The sequence below is a fragment of the Halolamina sp. CBA1230 genome, from assembly GCF_002025255.2.
GTDB lineage: Archaea > Halobacteriota > Halobacteria > Halobacteriales > Haloferacaceae > Halolamina.
This window is the reverse complement of sequence record NZ_CP054587.1, coordinates 2,317,434-2,333,113: the sequence shown is the minus strand read 5'-3', so window position 1 is coordinate 2,333,113 and position 15,680 is coordinate 2,317,434. Positions and strand designations below refer to the sequence as shown.

Annotated in this window: 17 protein-coding genes; 9 read left to right on the top strand and 8 right to left on the bottom strand. The window is 68.5% G+C overall.

What is annotated here, in order from left to right:
• Nucleotides 1-22: 22 nt before the first annotated feature.
• Both B4589_RS12325 and htpX read right to left on the bottom strand, forming a co-directional pair.
• On the bottom strand, nucleotides 23-247 hold the full coding sequence (locus B4589_RS12325) for a hypothetical protein (protein WP_079234548.1): 225 nt from the start codon (nucleotides 245-247) through the stop codon (nucleotides 23-25).
• A 130-nt stretch (nucleotides 248-377) separates the two neighbouring features.
• Entirely contained in the window at nucleotides 378-1,256 is an 879-nt protein-coding gene (htpX, locus tag B4589_RS12320; RefSeq protein ID WP_079234547.1) for a zinc metalloprotease HtpX, read from the bottom strand.
• Between the two features lie 113 nt (nucleotides 1,257-1,369).
• On the opposite strand from htpX, the gene B4589_RS12315 reads away from it, so the two are divergent.
• A complete protein-coding gene (locus B4589_RS12315) occupies nucleotides 1,370-2,275 on the top strand; it encodes an NAD(P)-dependent oxidoreductase (protein ID WP_079234546.1) in 906 nt (301 codons plus the stop codon).
• A 72-nt stretch (nucleotides 2,276-2,347) separates the two neighbouring features.
• Nucleotides 2,348-3,058: a fumarylacetoacetate hydrolase family protein gene (locus B4589_RS12310; protein WP_079234545.1), complete on the top strand. Its 711-nt coding sequence runs from the start codon at nucleotides 2,348-2,350 to the stop codon at nucleotides 3,056-3,058.
• 188 nt (nucleotides 3,059-3,246) lie between these two features.
• On the opposite strand, the gene B4589_RS12305 is transcribed toward B4589_RS12310, so the two are convergent.
• Entirely contained in the window at nucleotides 3,247-3,501 is a 255-nt protein-coding gene (locus B4589_RS12305) for a hypothetical protein (protein WP_143414340.1), read from the bottom strand.
• An 81-nt stretch (nucleotides 3,502-3,582) separates the two neighbouring features.
• Here B4589_RS12305 and B4589_RS12300 point away from each other — a divergent pair, with 81 nt between their 5' ends.
• Complete coding sequence (locus tag B4589_RS12300; protein ID WP_079234544.1) at nucleotides 3,583-4,716, top strand: 60S ribosomal export protein NMD3; 1,134 nt, start codon at nucleotides 3,583-3,585, stop codon at nucleotides 4,714-4,716.
• A 124-nt stretch (nucleotides 4,717-4,840) separates the two neighbouring features.
• Here B4589_RS12300 and B4589_RS12295 read toward each other — a convergent pair whose 3' ends face one another.
• From B4589_RS12295 to B4589_RS12285, 3 genes are all read right to left on the bottom strand, one after another.
• A complete protein-coding gene (locus B4589_RS12295; protein ID WP_079234543.1) occupies nucleotides 4,841-5,656 on the bottom strand; it encodes a hypothetical protein in 816 nt (271 codons plus the stop codon).
• 72 nt (nucleotides 5,657-5,728) lie between these two features.
• Entirely contained in the window at nucleotides 5,729-7,600 is a 1,872-nt protein-coding gene (locus B4589_RS12290; RefSeq protein ID WP_079234542.1) for a helicase C-terminal domain-containing protein, read from the bottom strand.
• Between the two features lie 939 nt (nucleotides 7,601-8,539).
• Nucleotides 8,540-9,361, bottom strand: a complete 822-nt coding sequence (locus B4589_RS12285; protein ID WP_079235232.1) for a fumarylacetoacetate hydrolase family protein — start codon at nucleotides 9,359-9,361, stop codon at nucleotides 8,540-8,542.
• Between the two features lie 142 nt (nucleotides 9,362-9,503).
• Here B4589_RS12285 and B4589_RS12280 point away from each other — a divergent pair, with 142 nt between their 5' ends.
• The 4 genes from B4589_RS12280 to B4589_RS12265 all read left to right on the top strand — a co-directional run bounded on the left by B4589_RS12280 (nucleotide 9,504) and on the right by B4589_RS12265 (nucleotide 11,670).
• Nucleotides 9,504-10,148, top strand: a complete 645-nt coding sequence (locus B4589_RS12280) for a hypothetical protein (protein ID WP_143414339.1) — start codon at nucleotides 9,504-9,506, stop codon at nucleotides 10,146-10,148.
• A gap of 54 nt (nucleotides 10,149-10,202) precedes the next feature.
• Nucleotides 10,203-10,538: a DUF5783 family protein gene (locus tag B4589_RS12275; RefSeq protein ID WP_079234540.1), complete on the top strand. Its 336-nt coding sequence runs from the start codon at nucleotides 10,203-10,205 to the stop codon at nucleotides 10,536-10,538.
• Between the two features lie 55 nt (nucleotides 10,539-10,593).
• On the top strand, nucleotides 10,594-10,968 hold the full coding sequence (locus tag B4589_RS12270; RefSeq protein ID WP_079234539.1) for a NifU family protein: 375 nt from the start codon (nucleotides 10,594-10,596) through the stop codon (nucleotides 10,966-10,968).
• 93 nt (nucleotides 10,969-11,061) lie between these two features.
• Nucleotides 11,062-11,670: an Sjogren's syndrome/scleroderma autoantigen 1 family protein gene (locus B4589_RS12265; protein ID WP_079234538.1), complete on the top strand. Its 609-nt coding sequence runs from the start codon at nucleotides 11,062-11,064 to the stop codon at nucleotides 11,668-11,670.
• Nucleotides 11,671-11,679: 9 nt separating this feature from the next.
• On the opposite strand, the gene B4589_RS12260 is transcribed toward B4589_RS12265, so the two are convergent.
• Both B4589_RS12260 and B4589_RS12255 read right to left on the bottom strand, forming a co-directional pair.
• Complete coding sequence (locus B4589_RS12260; protein WP_079234537.1) at nucleotides 11,680-14,133, bottom strand: DEAD/DEAH box helicase; 2,454 nt, start codon at nucleotides 14,131-14,133, stop codon at nucleotides 11,680-11,682.
• A 78-nt stretch (nucleotides 14,134-14,211) separates the two neighbouring features.
• Nucleotides 14,212-14,454 (bottom strand): ferredoxin, encoded by a 243-nt coding sequence (locus B4589_RS12255; RefSeq protein ID WP_079234536.1) that lies wholly within the window; start codon nucleotides 14,452-14,454, stop codon nucleotides 14,212-14,214.
• Nucleotides 14,455-14,597: 143 nt separating this feature from the next.
• Here B4589_RS12255 and B4589_RS12250 point away from each other — a divergent pair, with 143 nt between their 5' ends.
• Together B4589_RS12250 and B4589_RS12245 are read left to right on the top strand one after the other, a co-directional pair.
• Nucleotides 14,598-15,446: a M48 family metallopeptidase gene (locus B4589_RS12250; protein ID WP_079235231.1), complete on the top strand. Its 849-nt coding sequence runs from the start codon at nucleotides 14,598-14,600 to the stop codon at nucleotides 15,444-15,446.
• Nucleotides 15,446-15,676 carry a hypothetical protein gene (locus B4589_RS12245; RefSeq protein WP_079234535.1) on the top strand — a complete coding sequence of 77 codons (231 nt, stop codon included), beginning with the start codon at nucleotides 15,446-15,448 and terminating at the stop codon, nucleotides 15,674-15,676. Before B4589_RS12250 ends, B4589_RS12245 begins: the two co-directional genes overlap by 1 nt.
• Nucleotides 15,677-15,680 lie beyond the last annotated feature (4 nt).

The window sequence follows — 15,680 nt, the reverse complement described above, 5'->3', positions numbered from 1 at the left end:
GGGGAGTGAAAGACCTACTCACCTACTCCGCCAACGGCAGCACGATCCCGAACAGGATCGGGCTGAGCACGAACAGCAACAGCCCGGTTCCCGCGGCCACGAGGAACAGCGTCTCCTCCCACGCGGGGACCGAAACGTAGTTCTCTGCGGCGTACCCCCCGATCTCGCCCAGAACCATGAGGGCGAGGCCGAGGAGGACGCCGCGCTTGACGAACGCCGGGTAGTCGATGGATCCGTATCTGCCCATCTCGGATCGGCCGAGAGCGTGTTTTCACATACGTCTTTCGGAGGCGAAACGCGTATCATCCCGAGCGAGTACCGCAGTTCAAGGCTTCGGAACTCGCCGAGATGGCGGTCGAAATCGGGACGCTGCTCGTCTACTGCGTCTCCATCTCGCGTTCGAGCTCGCGCAGGCGCTCGACGCGGTTCTCCGTGCTCGGGTGGGTGCTGAACAGTTTGCCGACGAAGCCGGACCGGATCGGGATGACGAAAAAGGCGTTCATCTCCGAGGTCTCGCGCAGGTCCTCCTGGGGGACGCGGTCCATGCTGCCGTCGATCGTCATCAGCGCCGACGCCAGCGCGGCTGGTTTGCCCGTGATCGCCGCGCCGCCGCGGTCGGCCGCGAACTCGCGGTACCGCGAGAGCAGGCGGATCAGCAGGAACGAGAGCAGCCACACCGCGAAGGAGATCACGACCGCGACGAGGACTGGCGCGCCGCCCTGACGGTCGTGGCCGCCGCCGCCGAACAGGAAGCCGAACCGGACGACCATGAACGCCAGCGTCGAGAGGAACGAGGCGATGGTCATCACCATCACGTCGCGGTTCTTGACGTGGGCGAGCTCGTGGGCCAGCACGCCCTCCAGCTCCTCGTCGTCGAGGGTGCGCAGCAACCCCCGGGTCACACAGACGGTCGCACTCTTCTTCGACCGGCCCGCGGCGAACGCGTTGGGCACCCGCATGTCCGAAACGGCGACTTTGGGCTTGGGGAGGTCGGCCTGCTGGCAGAGGCGCTCGATCGTCGCGTGGAGTTCGGGGTACTCCTCGCGTTCGACCTCGTGGGCGCCCATGCTCCGCAGCGCGAGTTTGTCGCTGAAGAAGAACTGCCCGACCATGAACAGCCCCATCACGACGACGATACCGGTCATGCCGATATCCGTCAGCGAGAGGGCGCCGATGAAGACCACGTAGAGGAGGCCGAGCAGCAGCATGGTCACGGCCATGCGCGCCCGCAGCCCCCAGTCCGCTTTCCACTCCATACCGTCGAATGGGCGTTCAGGGGTTTAAACCCTCCCCGCCCGTCGGCGTCGACACCGACCGAGGGCGCGGCCGCCACCGGGGAGGCTTTCCCCTCGGCGACGCCAGCGAGGGTATGGACACCGTCGTCGTCACCGGTGGCCGCGGCGCCTCGGGGCGTTGGGTCGTCAACCGCCTGCGCGAGGAGGACGAAGTCGTCGTCGTCGACCGCGACCACCCCGGTTTCGGCGCCGAACCGGTCGGAAACGTCGACTTCCGGGCCGCCGACCTCACGGACCGCGGCGCCGTCCGCGAACTGATCGCGGGCATCGACCCCGATGTTGTCGTCCACTGGGGTGCGATCCCCGCGCTCGGCCGCCACCCCGAGGGTGAAGTGTTCGAGAACAACGCCGTCGCGGCGTACAACGTCCTCACCGCGGCGGGCGAGGCGGGCGCCCGGATCGTCCAAGCCTCCAGCGACGGCGCGTACGGCTTCTTCTTCGCCGAGGAGACGCCGCTGCCGGACGAACTGCCGATCACCGAGTCACACCCGCGACGGCCGGCGGACGGCTACGGGCTCTCGAAAGTCGCCGCCGAGGAGGTCGCCGCCGGCGTCGCGCGCCGCCACGGCGTGCAGGCGGTGTCGATCCGCCCCTCGTGGATTCAGGAGCCCGGGGGGTATCCGTGTCGGGAGCCGGAGTATACCGAGGACCTCGACGCCGGCGCGGGGAACTACTGGTCCTACGTCGACGCCCGCGACGTGGCGTCGATGGTCGAGGCGGCGCTGGCGACCGAGTTCGCGTCCGAGGGGGGCCACGAGGCGTTCAACTGCGTCGCCGCGGACAACGCGCTGGGCGAACCGCTGGCTGAACTGTTGGAACGCTACTACGGCGACGTTCCGGACGCTGGGTCGGGCGTCGACGGCGACGGCTCGGCGTACAGCGTCGGGAAGGCCGAGGAGCTGTTGGGGTGGGCGCCAGAGCACTCGTGGCGGGAGGCGGCAGACGAGAACGTTCCGCGCCCGACGCTGGTTCGGGACTGAACAGGTCGGGGGTCGACGCCCGGCCGTCGCCGCGAAGCGAACGCATTTGCCCTCGCCGGCACAGCCCTATCCATGCGACTCGCACGGATCTCGACCGGCGACGGCGTCGTCGCCGGCGAGTACGACGACGGCGTGGTGCGAAGCGACGGCGACGAGTACGTGGTGGGCGAGGACGGGACGCTCGCGCCGCCGTGTGACCCCTCGGCGGTGTACTGTATCGGGCGGAACTACGCCGAGAACCTGGAACGGAAGGGGTACGAGCGCCCCGAGCAGCCGACCTTCTTCATCAAGCCGCCGGCGTCGGTGATCGGTCACGAGGCGCCGATCCCGTACCCGACGTTCTCCGAGGAGGTGACGTACGCGGGCGAACTCGCGGCGGTGATCGGGCAGCGCTGTCACGATCTCTCCCCGGCGGAGGCGGAGAGCGTCGTCCAGGGGTTCACCATCATGAACGACGTCGACGCGCTGGACCAGCCGGGGCTCACCTCGCGGAAGGCGTTCGACGGCTCCGGGCCGCTGGGGCCGTGGATCGAGACCGACGTGGATCCGCGGAGTCTGGAGATGCACACCGACATCAGCGGCGAGCGCCGGCAGGACGCGAACACGGAGCTGATGCTGTGGGGGCCGTACGAACTGATTTCGTTCCTCTCGGAGCGGTTCACGTTCCGGCCGGGGGACGTGATCGCGTTCGGGAGTCCGGGGAATCCGGGGACGATCGAGCCGGGCGACGAGGTGGAGATCTGGTACGAGGGAGTGGGGACGCTGCGGAATTCGGTGGAGTAGTCGGATTCGGTCGGTGAGTTGCTGTTGGTGGTGGTTTTGACGGTAACAGGGGTTCGGTACTCGACTACCGAGACAGCAGGTCGATCGTTGACAACTGGGACAGCAACCGCGACAGCATCTCGAAGTATGACCACTTGTGACCGCACCGCCCCTCACGGACCTCAGACCTCCCCAGCCGACTCGGTCGCTCACGTCCGTTCGCTCCCTCGTCCCTCGCGCTCGGTCGGCGCACGGAGGCGCCGACGCTTCGCGCCGACAGCGACCGCGGTGCGGTGGACGCGAGGGCTCGCCATCGGTCGGCGAGCCCGTGGGGAGGATGCGGGGAAGACCATCGCGGTGCTGTCGCGGTACAAGAGGTCATGCTTCGAGACGCTGTTGCTGTTCGCGGTCGGAATCTCCGAATCACCGTTACTGTCCACGGTCGGGATCACCGAGTCGCTCACCAGTCGAGTCCCGATCCATCACCACACAGCTCACAACACGTAGCGCGGCGCTTATCAGTCCGAACCGACCACTTCCCAGTAATGAGTAAGTCCGGCGAGTTCTGCCCTCGCTGCGGCGACGACGTGCCCGAGCGCCCCGAGCCGTTGCCCGGGGAGCCGCGGGACCGCGACGCCGCACTCTGTGACGCCTGCTACTTCGAGCAGTTCGACCTCGTCGACGCGCCCGACCGCATCGAAGTGCTCGTCTGCTCGCGCTGCGGTGCGGTCCACCGCGGCAACCGCTGGGTCGACGTCGGCGCGAAAGACTACACTGACGTCGCCGTCGACGAGGTCGCCGAAGCGCTCGGCGTCCACCTCAAGGCCGAACAGGTCCAGTGGGGCGTCGACCCCGAACAGGTCGACCAGAACACGATCCGTATGCACTGCACGTTCTCCGGGATCGTCCGGGGGACGCCCGTCGAGGAGCAGGTCGTCGTCCCCGTCAAGGTCTCCCGAGGCACCTGCAAGCGCTGTGGCCGCATCTCCGGCGGCGCCTACGCCGGCGAGGTGCAGGTCCGCGCCGAGGAGCGCGAACCCACCAAGCAGGAGCGCGAGCGCGCCATGGAGATCGCCGACGAGATGGTGCGGGAGCGGGAGGCCGACGGCGACCGCGACGCGTTCGTCACCGAGGCCAAACCCGTCGACGACGGCGCCGACATCAAGCTCTCGACCAACAAGCTCGGCCGCGCGCTCTCGAAGCGCCTCGTGGAGGAGTTCGGCGGCGACTTCGAGGAGTACGCCACCCTCGTGACCGAGGACTCCGACGGCAACGAGGTGTACCGTGTGACGTTCGCGGTCCGCCTCCCGCGCTACCGGCCGGACGAGATCATCGACCCCGAGGACGGCGACGGGCCGGTGCTCGTCAGCTCCGTCCGCGGGAACCTCAAAGGGATCAGACTCACCTCCGGCGAGCGCTACGAAGCCCGGTTCGACGAGGGTGACGCCCCCGACGCGATCCGACTCGGCGATCGCGACGACGCCGTCGACACGACCGTCGTCGCCGTCGAGGACGAGCACGCGGTGCAGGTGCTCGACCCCGAGACGTTCGAGACGGTGAGCATCCCGCGACCCGACTTCTTCGACGCCGAGGCCGACGAGGTGGCGGTGCTGAAATCCCGCTCGGGGCTGCATATGGTGCCCGCGGACGGCGAGGGGTCCGCGAGCGCCGACGACTGAGCGGCGCCGACGCGGGAGTTTAAGCCCCTGGACCGGCGTGCTCGAGTATGGACTGGAAGCAGCTGCTCGCGATCACGATGGTCGCCCTGATGCTCGGCTCCTCGATGGCGTACGCGCTGGCGCTCTAAGGGCGGTACTCCACGTTCACTGCGTCGTACACCCACCCCAGCAGCGGCCGACTCGTCCCCTCCGGGCGCTCGACGTCGACCTCGCCCCACCGGTCGTACTCGTAGCGCTGCCAGTCGCCCCCGTTCCGGTTCGTGCGGATCGTGATCGACTGCAGCCAGCCCGACTCGGCGTCGACGGCGACGGTGACGTTGCCGTCGAACGACTCGGGCGGGGCAGGCGCCCCCGCCGACGTGCCGAGCAGGCGGCTGGCAACCGTGTCGTTGTCGGTCCGGAGCCGGATCGTGCCGTTCGACTCCGAGACGGTCGTCTCCACGGCGTCGCTCGCGAGCGTCGCCGCCAGATCACCGCGGTCGAGGCGGTCCGCACTCCGCCAGAGGATCAGCGCGCGCGATTCGGTGCGGTCGGCGTCGTCGGGGAAGTCGGTGAACGTCGCGCTGACCTCGTCGGCGTAGGTGTCCGGCCCGGTCGCGACGTACCCCTCGCCGGCGTCGGTCGCGTACTCGCGGGCGGTGTGCTCCACGAGGTAGCGGATGTACACACACCCCCCGGCGCGGCGCGTGACGTTCTCGCGGTCGCAGGGCGTGACCCAGTCCATCCGGTAGTCGTTGGTGCCCGTGGCGTTCAGCGCCGCGAACGCGACCTGCTCGGGCGGCGCGTCGGTGTCGACCGACTGGGACTCGGGGGTAGAGTAGAACGGGTCGGCGACGCCGACCGCGCCCATGAGCAGGACGGTCAGGACGGCGGCGATCGCCATCCGCCGGAGGATGTCCTCGCCGAAGCGGGCGCGGAGGGCGTCGGTGAGACGGCTCACGAGTCACCCCATACGTCCCGACTGGTGTGACTGCTCATCCGTCACCCCATACGTCCCGACTGGTGTGACTGCTCATCCGTCACCCCATACGTCCGACAGCGGATGGTTCTCACGCTTCTCCGCCTCGGCCTCGGTCTTGTTCGCCGGCGAACTGCCGTCGGAACTCGATCCCGAACCGGACGACGCCCCCGTCGAAGACGACGAACTCGACCGAGTCCCGGAACCGCTCGACTGCTGTCGCCGTCCGCTCTGGCCCCCCTGCGAACGCGCGCTCGGGCTGGCGTCGACGCCCGCGAGCGCGGCTGCGGGGTCGGCCTCGGGGAGATCCGGCCGGGAGAGTCGGTCGACCTGCTCCTGGAACCACTCGGGGATGTCCGTACTCGCGCGGTCGAACAGTTCGAGCAGCGAGTCGTCCGCGAGGTAGGTGGCGCCGTAATCCTCCGGCGAGCGCACGACGCGACCGCAGGCCTGGATCACGGTTCTCAGGGCCGCGCGGTAGTACCACGCCCACTGGCCCTCCTCCAGTCGCTGCTCGACCCGGGAGTCCTTCGTGTTGAGGTACGGCGCCTTGCAGAGCACCTGCCAGCGGCAGAGGTCGCCCTCCAGGTTCAGCGCCTCCTCCATCTTCACCGAGAGGAACAGTTCGGGTTCGTCGCTGGCTTTCCACGCTTCCAGCTGCGCGTCGCGGTTCTCCCGGTCGTGGACGCGCACGCGACCGCCGACGCCCAGCGCGGCGAGTCGGTCGGCGAGCGGCTCCTGGATCCCGTAGGAGTGGCAGTGAACTAGCCCCTTCTCCTCACTGTGTTTCGCCAGCAGCCGGACGACGAGGTCGGCGATCTTCGGCAGCGTCTCGTCGCGGCGTTCGTACGTCATCTTCCCCTGCGTGACGTCGTACAGCGGGCGGTTCTCGACGGGGAACGTGTGGCCCACCTCCACGAGCGCGACGTCCTCGGGATCGAGACCGACGCCGCGGCAGAACGCCTCCTTGTTGAGGATCGTCGCCGACAGCAGCGCGAACTTCGACCCGCGGTCCCAGACGGTGTGCTGGAGGTACTTCGCGGGGTCGAGCGGCTTGATCGTGATCGATCCGCCCGCACCGTCGGGCTGATCGACGACCCACGTCGTCGGCGAGTTGGGGTCGCGGTACTCCTCGACGAAGTAGGAGAGTTCGCTGATGAGCTCCTGCAAGCGATCCCGCCGGGCGGCCTCCTCGGGGGTGAGTTCGGGGTTGGCGAGCAGTTCGTCCTTCTCGGCCTCACAGCGTTCGAGCAGCTGTTCCGAGAAGCGGACGGCGCCCTCGACCGGATCGCCCGTCGCCTCCGTCACGTCCGGCACGTCCACCTCGTCCCAGACCGGGACCCGGCGGGGCGTGAGTTCGACGGCGGCGTACATCTCGGCCCACTCCGCGAGCCCGTGGGCCTCGTCGACGACGACGACGTCGCGCATCCGGAACACGTCGCTGCCGGCGGTTTGCATGAAGTACGCGAGCGTCATCGCCGCGATCGGTTGGTTGCTCGCGATCGCGCGGTCCGAGAAGTACGGACAGCGATGACGGACCGTGCAGTCGAACCCCTTCTTGCGGACGCAGGGGGCCTGGTCGACCGGCGTGTCGTGCTCGCCGGGGAGGATGCAGTCGTAGTTGTTCTTGCCGCGGATCACCCGGAAGTCCTCGAGCAGCTCGTCGGCCTCCACGTCGTCGAGCTGGCTGACCTGCGGCGTGGTGTAGTAGGCGCCGGTGGGCTGGGCGGGGTCGGCCTCCTCGACGGTTCTGGCGGCGCCCATGATCGACCGCGCGAGGAGGGACTTGCCGCTGCCCGTCGGCGCGCGCACGAGCACCACGTCGTTCCCGGCCGCGAACGCCTCGCGGATCTCCGCGAGCGCCCGCTCCTGGTTGCCACGGAAGGAGGGCGCGGGGAACGAGTCGGGGATGCGGGCGGGATCCACTCTGTTTGGTGGTACGCGGTCGGGCGGATGAATGTAGCGGACGTGGTCGAGCGATCAAGGGTGGTCGTCGGTGGGGCTGTCTCAGCACGCGGCAGCGAGAGCTGCGATAGTGTCTCGATCGTTGGCAACTAGAAACAGCACCCGCGACAGCAACTCGATCGTTGGCCACTTGCGACCGCGAGGTGCCGGACACAGGGTCCGTCATCAGAAATCAAAGATTTCTGATTGGCAGACGAGAATCTCCGATTCTCGTCGACGTCGCCGGACTACGTCCGGCTGGCAGCCGAGAGTCTTTGACTCTCGGCGACGTCACCAGAACGCGAAGCGTTCTGGTTGGCTAACGGGAGTGCTACGAGAGGCGCGTTGCGCCTCTCGGCATCACCGGAAATCAGAGATTTCCGGTTAGCAGTCAGAACTCGAAGAGTTCTGACGACATGACGAGAGAGCGAAGCTCTCTCGAACCACTTCGCTCCCGTGAACGGCGCAGCCCCGAGTCCCCACCCCTCCCCCCGCGTTCCCGCGAGCGAAGCGAGCGGGAAGCAGCGAGAGCCTGCGGCTCTCGCCCGCCTCGCCGACCGCTGGCGAGCGCGAGGCGTCCACCGCCACCGCACCGCCGTCGCTGTCGGCGCGAAGCGCGAGTCCCTCCGTGGACGAGCCAGAGCGGGATCGAAGATCCCGCAGGCCGTACGGGCGACGCACGGGTCGCCCGTACGACAGCGCGAGGGACGACTGACCGAGGGAAACGAGGGAAGGAGTCGGCTGGGGAGGTCCGAGGGCTGTGTGGGGCGGTGCGATCGCAAGTAGTCATGCACACTCCGCGGTCGTGTTGGCGGCGGTATCCGCGCTAAAAGGCCCGACTGAACCGACGACTGGCCGTGTTCGTCGACGCATCCGACCTCTCACCCGAGTGTCCGACCGTCCACCCACATCGACCACCCACTACCGCACTACGTCCGCCTCCACACCATCGATCCCCTCGACCTCGGCGCGAACGTGCGATCCGGGCTCGATCACGCCCGCACCGGGGGTGCCCGTCGAAATCACGTCGCCGGGCTCCAAGGTCATCACGTCGGAGTGATACGCCACCAGCTCCCGCGGCGGGAACGTCATGTTGCCGACGACGTTCTCCGCGACCGTCTCGCCGTCGATCACCGTCCGAACCGTCGTCCCGGAGAGATTCGTCCCCGACTCCGGAACCGCGAGATGCGGGCCGAGCACGAGGAACGTGTCGAAGCTCTTCGCCCGAGTGAGGAAGCGAGGGTTGCGCTGAAGCACGTCCTCGGCGGTCACGTCGATCACCGGCGCGTAGCCCGCGATGACGTCTGCTGCGTCCCCGACGTCGACGTTCCGGCACGTTCGGCCGATCACGACCGCCAACTCCGCCTCGGCGGTCACGCGCTCGCTGATCGACGCCGGGGGGAGCCGGATCGGGCCACCCGGCCCGGTCGCGGCCGTCGCCGGCTTGAAGAAACTCGCCGGCTCCTCGGGCGCGTCCTCCGAGAGGTCGCCGGCGTGTTCGACGTAGTTGAGGCCGATACCGAACAGTTTGCCCGGATCGTCGAGGAACGCGCCCAGCGAGAGGTGCTCGCGAGGGATCCTCTCGGCGGTGGCGTTGTCGGGGGCAGGCAGATCACCCCCGGCCGCGGCGAGGAGCGCGTCGCGGACGCTCGCGTGCTCGGGCGTGGCTGCGTCGAGCGGGACGAACCCGTCGTCGTCGCCCAGCAACGGGTCGCCGTCGGTGGTTCTCGCGAGGTAGCGCATCAGCGCCACCCCCGCGTCGGCGCGTCAGTGCGTGGGTCGGTTGCCATACCCGGGGGTGTTCCCGCCTAACCATCAACGTCCCGGAGCGTGAGGGGAGAGGGAACAGCGTTTTGTGGTTTCCGCGCGAGGTGGACGTATGAAAATGGAGGAGCCCACAGTCGACGTTCCGGACTCCGCCATCCCCCTCGGCGAGCTCGCGGCGGGCCGAAGCGTGCTCGTCCGCGGGCCCGCGATGTCCGGGAAGTACGACCTGCTCCTCCGTCTGCTCGGCTCGCTCGCGGACTGTTCGATCCTCGTCTCCACCAGCCGTCAGGAGCGCGGCGCGCGGGAGGACTTCGCCGAGTACGGCGACCCCGACTGCTTCGGGATCGTCGACTGCGCGAGCCGGGTGCAGGGGAGAGACGACGACGAGGGCGACCTCGTTCGCTACGCCTCCTCGCCGAACAACCTCACCGAGGTGGGCGTGAAGTTCACCGACCTCGTCGACAGTTTTCAGGACGACGGCGTCGACCACGCCGCCGTCGGCGTCCATTCGCTGTCGGAGCTACTGATGTACGACGGGACCGAGCAGGTGTACCAGTTCATCCGCGTGCTGCTCGCCGAGTCGCAGGGGATGGACTGGCCCACCGTCGCCGTGATCGACGACGACGCCGCCGGCGAGCAGGCGGTCACCACGCTCACGCAGCCGTTCGACGCCGTGATCACTACCCGGCGCGACGACGACGGCGGGCGCTCGTTCCGCTACCAGGATTCGGGGAGCGAGCCGAGCGAGTGGGTGGCGTTCTGAGCCGACGGCGGTCGAGTCGCCCCACTTTTGCCGCCGCCGCGCCAACCGCCGTCGATGGCCGAGTTCGACCCCGAGACGTTCGAGGAGGAGAAGTACACCGAGCACTTCACCGAGCTCCAGCGCGCCTACAAGAACGCGTTCGAGACGATGAACGGTCGGTACGACTCCGACCTGATCCACGCGATCGACCAGCAGGTGCTCAACGAGTCCGAACCCCACTTCGTCGACGGCCGTTTCGAGGTCGACCTTCCCGAGAGCCCGGAAGACCGCCTGACAGCGGTGAACCCCGACGCCGAACGGCTGCGCGAGACGCTCGATCAGTACACCGACGAGATCGTCGCCGAGCTCCACGAGCTGTTCGGCGTCGAGAAGCCCGAGAACGGCGACTGAGCCGAGACGCGGCCGTCAACCAAACCTATAAACGGCGCGCTCGCCAAGCGTGAGTATGAGCACGGAGAGCCAGTCCGGCGACGACCTTCGCGACCGCGTCAGCAACTTCCTGCGGCGCAACTTCCCGCAGATCCAGATGCACGGCGGTTCGTCCTCGATCACCCACCTCGACCGCGAGTCGGGCGAAGTGCACATCAAGCTCGGCGGCGCGTGTTCGGGCTGTGGCATCTCGCCGATGACGATCCAGGCGATCAAGTCCCGGATGGTCAAGGAGATCCCCGAGATCGAGAAAGTCGAAGCCGACACCGGCATGGACGCCGGCGCCGACGGCGACCTCGGCGGCACCGGCGGCAGCAGCATGAGTCCCGACTTCCCCGGCGAGGGCGACGACGACGGCGAGGACGACGAAGGGCCGCAGGCCCCGTTCTAACTCGCCAGCGTCCAGTTCCCGTGTTTTCGACCCCGTAGCGGCCGCGCCGCTCGGAGTACAACGCCTTTCACCGCGGAGCACTAACCCACCCCCATGAGCGAGGAGTTCGACAAGGAGGCCGAACGGGAGAAGCTCCGCGAGAAGCTGGAGAAAGACGAACAGAAGCGCCAGGAGACCCAGCGCATGAGCGAACTCCTGCTGCAGGGGGCGACGATGACCAACGAGCACTGCGAGAACTGCGGCGACCCCCTGTTCCGCGACGGCGAGGAGACGTTCTGTCCGACCTGTCGCGGTTCCGGCGCGGGGGAACAGCCCGACGAGGCGGCCGGGCAGCCTCAGCAGGCGGGACAGCAGACGACTGATCAGCCCCGGCCCGACGGACAGCAGGCGTCCGAGGAGCCGCGCCAGCAGACTCCGGAGGCGACTCGACCGGCCGGCGATCGGTCGAACGGGACGGCCGAGCCGTCGAACCGTGCCGACGTGACGGAACGAGTGCAGCGTGCCGGGAGCGCCGAACAGTCGGCGGGCCGGCAGTCGTCCGACCCCGCGCAGTCCGCCGGCGCCGATCCGCGAGCCGAACTCCAGCGTGCCGTGACCCGGGCGGCGCGGAAGGCGAACGAGGCGACCGATCCCCGGACCGCGAAACAGTGGCTGGAAGCGTCGAAAGAGGCGGCCGAGGCACTGGAAGCGCTGGAGCGGTAGCCGGGAGCGTCAGCCAGTATACTCGGAGCCGACGACTTCCCGCAGTCGGTCCGCCGTCACCTCGCCGACGCCGTCCACTTCCATCAGATCCTCCTTCTTCGCGGTCATCACCGCCTCGACGGTCTTGAACTCCGCCAACAGCGCCCGCGCGGTGACGGGGCCGATGTCGGCGACGCTGCCGACAACGTACTCCTGCTGTTCGGCCAGCGTTTTCCCTGACTTCTCGCCGTGGACCGACACCTCGCGGTCGCTCTCCTCCTGCTCGCGGCCCGCCACGACTTCGAGGAGGTCGGCAGTGTCGTCTTCGTCCTCGGTGCGGAGCACGCTGGCGTCGAAGTCGATCGCCAGCGAGGAGAGCGCGCCGCGGATCGCGTTGGGGTGGACGTTGCGCTCGCTGTAGAGGTCCTCGCCCTCGAGAATCACCACCGGCCGGGCGTACGCCCGCGAGAGGTCGCCCACCTGCTCGAACATCGAGCGGTCGCCGCCGGTCAGCGTGTCGAGGAAGTCGGCGACCGACTTCCGCTCGACGGCGACGCGATCCGAGAGCACGTAGTCGCCGACCTCCAGCGTTTCGAGGCGGGTCCGGACGCCCTCGCGCCGGGAGAGCTCCTTCGCGATCGGCGAGTCGAGTTCGCGCTGGTCGACGACGATCTCGATCTCCGCCTCGTCCGGGTCGGATTCGGCGGTGGCGACGACGCCCTCCTCGGTGTTGTCGGCCCCGGCATCGTCGGCCGCCTCGGCATCGGCGTCGTCCTCGCCGTCCTGCTCGGCGAAGTCGTCGAGTCCGGGGGAGAGCCGTTCGTCGCGGGCGTCGGCGCTGTCGGCGCTGGACGCCGACCCGTCACCCCCACTGCCTCCCATCGCCGGCGAGCCGTCGAACGCCGAGAGCGCCTGCTGACCGTCGTCCAGCTCCTCCTCCACCTCGTCGGCGACACCTTTCAGCTCCCGGAGCTCCTCCTCCATCTCCTGCTCGCGCCGGCGGGCGATCCAGAAGAAGGCCTCGTCGCGGGTGTCCTCAGCGAGCAGGACGACCACCTTCCCCTCGGCCTGTCGCCCGGTCCGGCCCTTGCGCTGGATGGAGCGGATCGCGGTCGGAACGGGCTCGTAGAACAGCACGAGGTCGACCTCGGGCACGTCCAGCCCCTCCTCGGCGACGGAGGTGGAGACCAGCACCTCGAACTCGCCGTTGCGGAACGCTTCGAGCCGTTCCTGCTGCTGTTTCTGGGTCATCCCGTCCGACCCCTCCTTGTCACCCTGCCCGACGAACTTCCGGGTCTCGAAGCTCTCGCCGAGGAACTCCGTCAGCGCCTCGGCGGTGTCGCGCGATTCGGTGAACACGATGACTCGCTCGCCGTCGCCGATACCCAGCGTCTGGGCGAGCAGGATGCGGGCCTGCGAGAACTTGGGGTGGAGCCCGTCGTACGTGTCGGCTTTCCGCATCGCCCGGCGGACCCGAGGGTCGCTCACCATGCGCTGGCTGGCCTTCGAGGCGCCGGAGGAGCGGGCGTCCTCGCGCTGGCGCTCGAAGTAGCGCCGGACGGACTCGACGGACTGGGTCTCGACCAGTTCGACCGCGCGGCGGAGCTTCATCACCTCCGCGTGGGTGCTCATCCCCTGGTACCCCTCGCTCTGGTCGTTGTTGATCAGCTTCTGCAGCTCCGCGCGCATCCCGTTGAGCTTCTTCTGTGAGAGATCCGGCTGAGTGGTGTTGGTGACGCCCAGCTCCTTCAGATCCTCCAGTCGCTCCGTGATGACTTCGTTCAGGAGCTCCCGCATCTCCAAGATCTCCTCGGGCAGTTCGACGCGCTCCCACTGCACGTCGGTGTCGTGGGTGAACTCGTCGACGTCGGCGTCCTCCTCGGTCATCACTTCCACCTCCGAGAGCCCGAGGTTCTCACAGACTTGGAGGATCTCCTCCTCGTCGCCGCCGGGGGAGGCGGACATCCCCGTCACGAGCGGGTCGGCGGCGTCGGCGTGGTAGCGCTCCGCGATGTAGACGTAGGCGTAGTCGCCGGTCGCGCGGTGGCACTCGTCGAACGTGACGTGGGTCACGTCCGACAGCGAGACGCGGTTGCCCACGAGGTCGTTCTCGACGACCTGCGGGGTGGCGATAACGACGGTCGCGGAGTCCCAGAGTTCGGCGCGGTCGTCCGGGCTCACGTCGCCGGTGAACACGACGATCTCGTCGTCCGGAACCTGGAGGGCTTCGCGGTAGAACTCGGCGTGCTGCTGGACCAGCGGCTTCGTCGGCGCCAGCATCAGTGCCTTCCCGCCGACGGTGTCCAGCCGTTCGGCCGTGACGAGCAGCGAGACCGTCGTCTTCCCGAGGCCGGTGGGGAGACAGACGAGCGTGTGGGCGGCCTTCGCGGTGCCCGCGAGCTCGAGCTGGTAGCGCCGTTGCTCGAGGAAGTCGGGGGTCAGCAGCGGGTGGTCGATCCGGCCGACGTCGTCGGTGGCCGCCATTTGGCCCTACTGGGGCGCGCTCGCCGATAAGGGTTCGGCGAGCGAGGTGGAACTGAAACGAGGGTGGTTCGGGGCCGCTCAGACGATCTGCTCGCCGTCGTCGTCGTAGACGGCGATCGCGTCGACGGGGCAGGCCCGCGCGGCGAACTTCGCGTCGAGTTCCGCGTCCTCGGGCACCTCGCGGACGAACAGGTCCGCCTCGGCCTCCTCACTATCGACGAGCACCGCTTTCCCGGCGTCCTCGTCGCGCTCGAACGCGTCCCACTCGGCGACGCACTGGAACATCCCGATACAGGTGTCCCGGTCGTACTCGATTCGCATGGGCGGGCGTTCGTCGTGTCGGGTGGTAAGTGGTGCGTTCCGGCCGCCGCGCCAGCCACGCCCTGGTTCGTCGCCCCAGTGAGCCATTTATCCGTGTCCAAGCCCGCCCATCCCGTATGCGACACCCGGGACTCAAACTCCGGATGGCCGTCGTGGGGAGCATCCTCGCGGCGTTCTATCTGGTCGTGGTCGCGGCCGCGATGGTAATGTACGGTACGGGAATCGTCCCGTTCGCCATCGCCGGCAGCGTCCTGCTCGTCGGCGTCCAGTACAAGATCGGCAAGTGGGCGGCGCTGCGCAGCGTCGGCGCCGAGGAGCTCTCCGAGAGCCAGCATCCGGAGATCCACCGCGTGGTGGAGAAACACTCCGACGCGATGGGGATCGACAAACCCGAACTCAAGATCGCCCGGATGGGCGTTCCCAACGCCTTCGCCGTCGGGCGGAAAGGTGCGGGCATCGTCGTCGTCTCCGAGGAGCTGATCCAACTCCTCGACCGCGAGGAGCTGGAGGGCGTGCTGGCTCACGAACTCGCCCACATCGCCAACCGGGACGTGATCACGATGCAGCTCGGGCAGGGGATCGCCTCGATCGTCGGTATCGCTGCGCAGTTCGCGGTGCTGCTCACCGGCGACAACGACATCGCGGACTTCTTCCTCGCCATCGTGGTGGGGAACGTCGTCCAGTTCATCGTGATGATCTTCGTGCTCGCGATCTCGCGGTACCGTGAGTACGTCGCCGACGCCGACGCGAAACGCGCCATCGGCGGCGGTGACCCGCTCGCGCGGGCGCTGGAGAAGATCCAGCAGGGGAACCAGCGCGGCGCCGAGTCCTCACGAACCGGCCGCCGCGGCCGGGGTGGCCGCCAGCAGGACGGCGGCGTCGACCAGCAGGTGAGCGCGCTGTGTATCTCCAGCCCGGACAGCGGGTTCCTCCAGAAGATCGTCTCCACCCACCCGCCGATGGAGAAACGCATCGAACGCCTCCGCTCCTGATGCTTCGGGAGCTGCTCGCGGTCGTCCTCGGCGCGCTGGTCGGGCTCGGACTCCTGGCCGCGCCGCGTGCGGCGATCAAGCTCTCCGTGTTCGCGGGCTCGAACCGGCGGCGCCGCGGCGAGTACGGGACGGACGAGCCGGTTCCGGACCGCTGGGCCTGGACCGCGCGGGCGCTCGGCGTGGCGTGTCTGGCGATCGCCGCCTGGATTGGCTATCGGACGTTCGTGTGAAAAA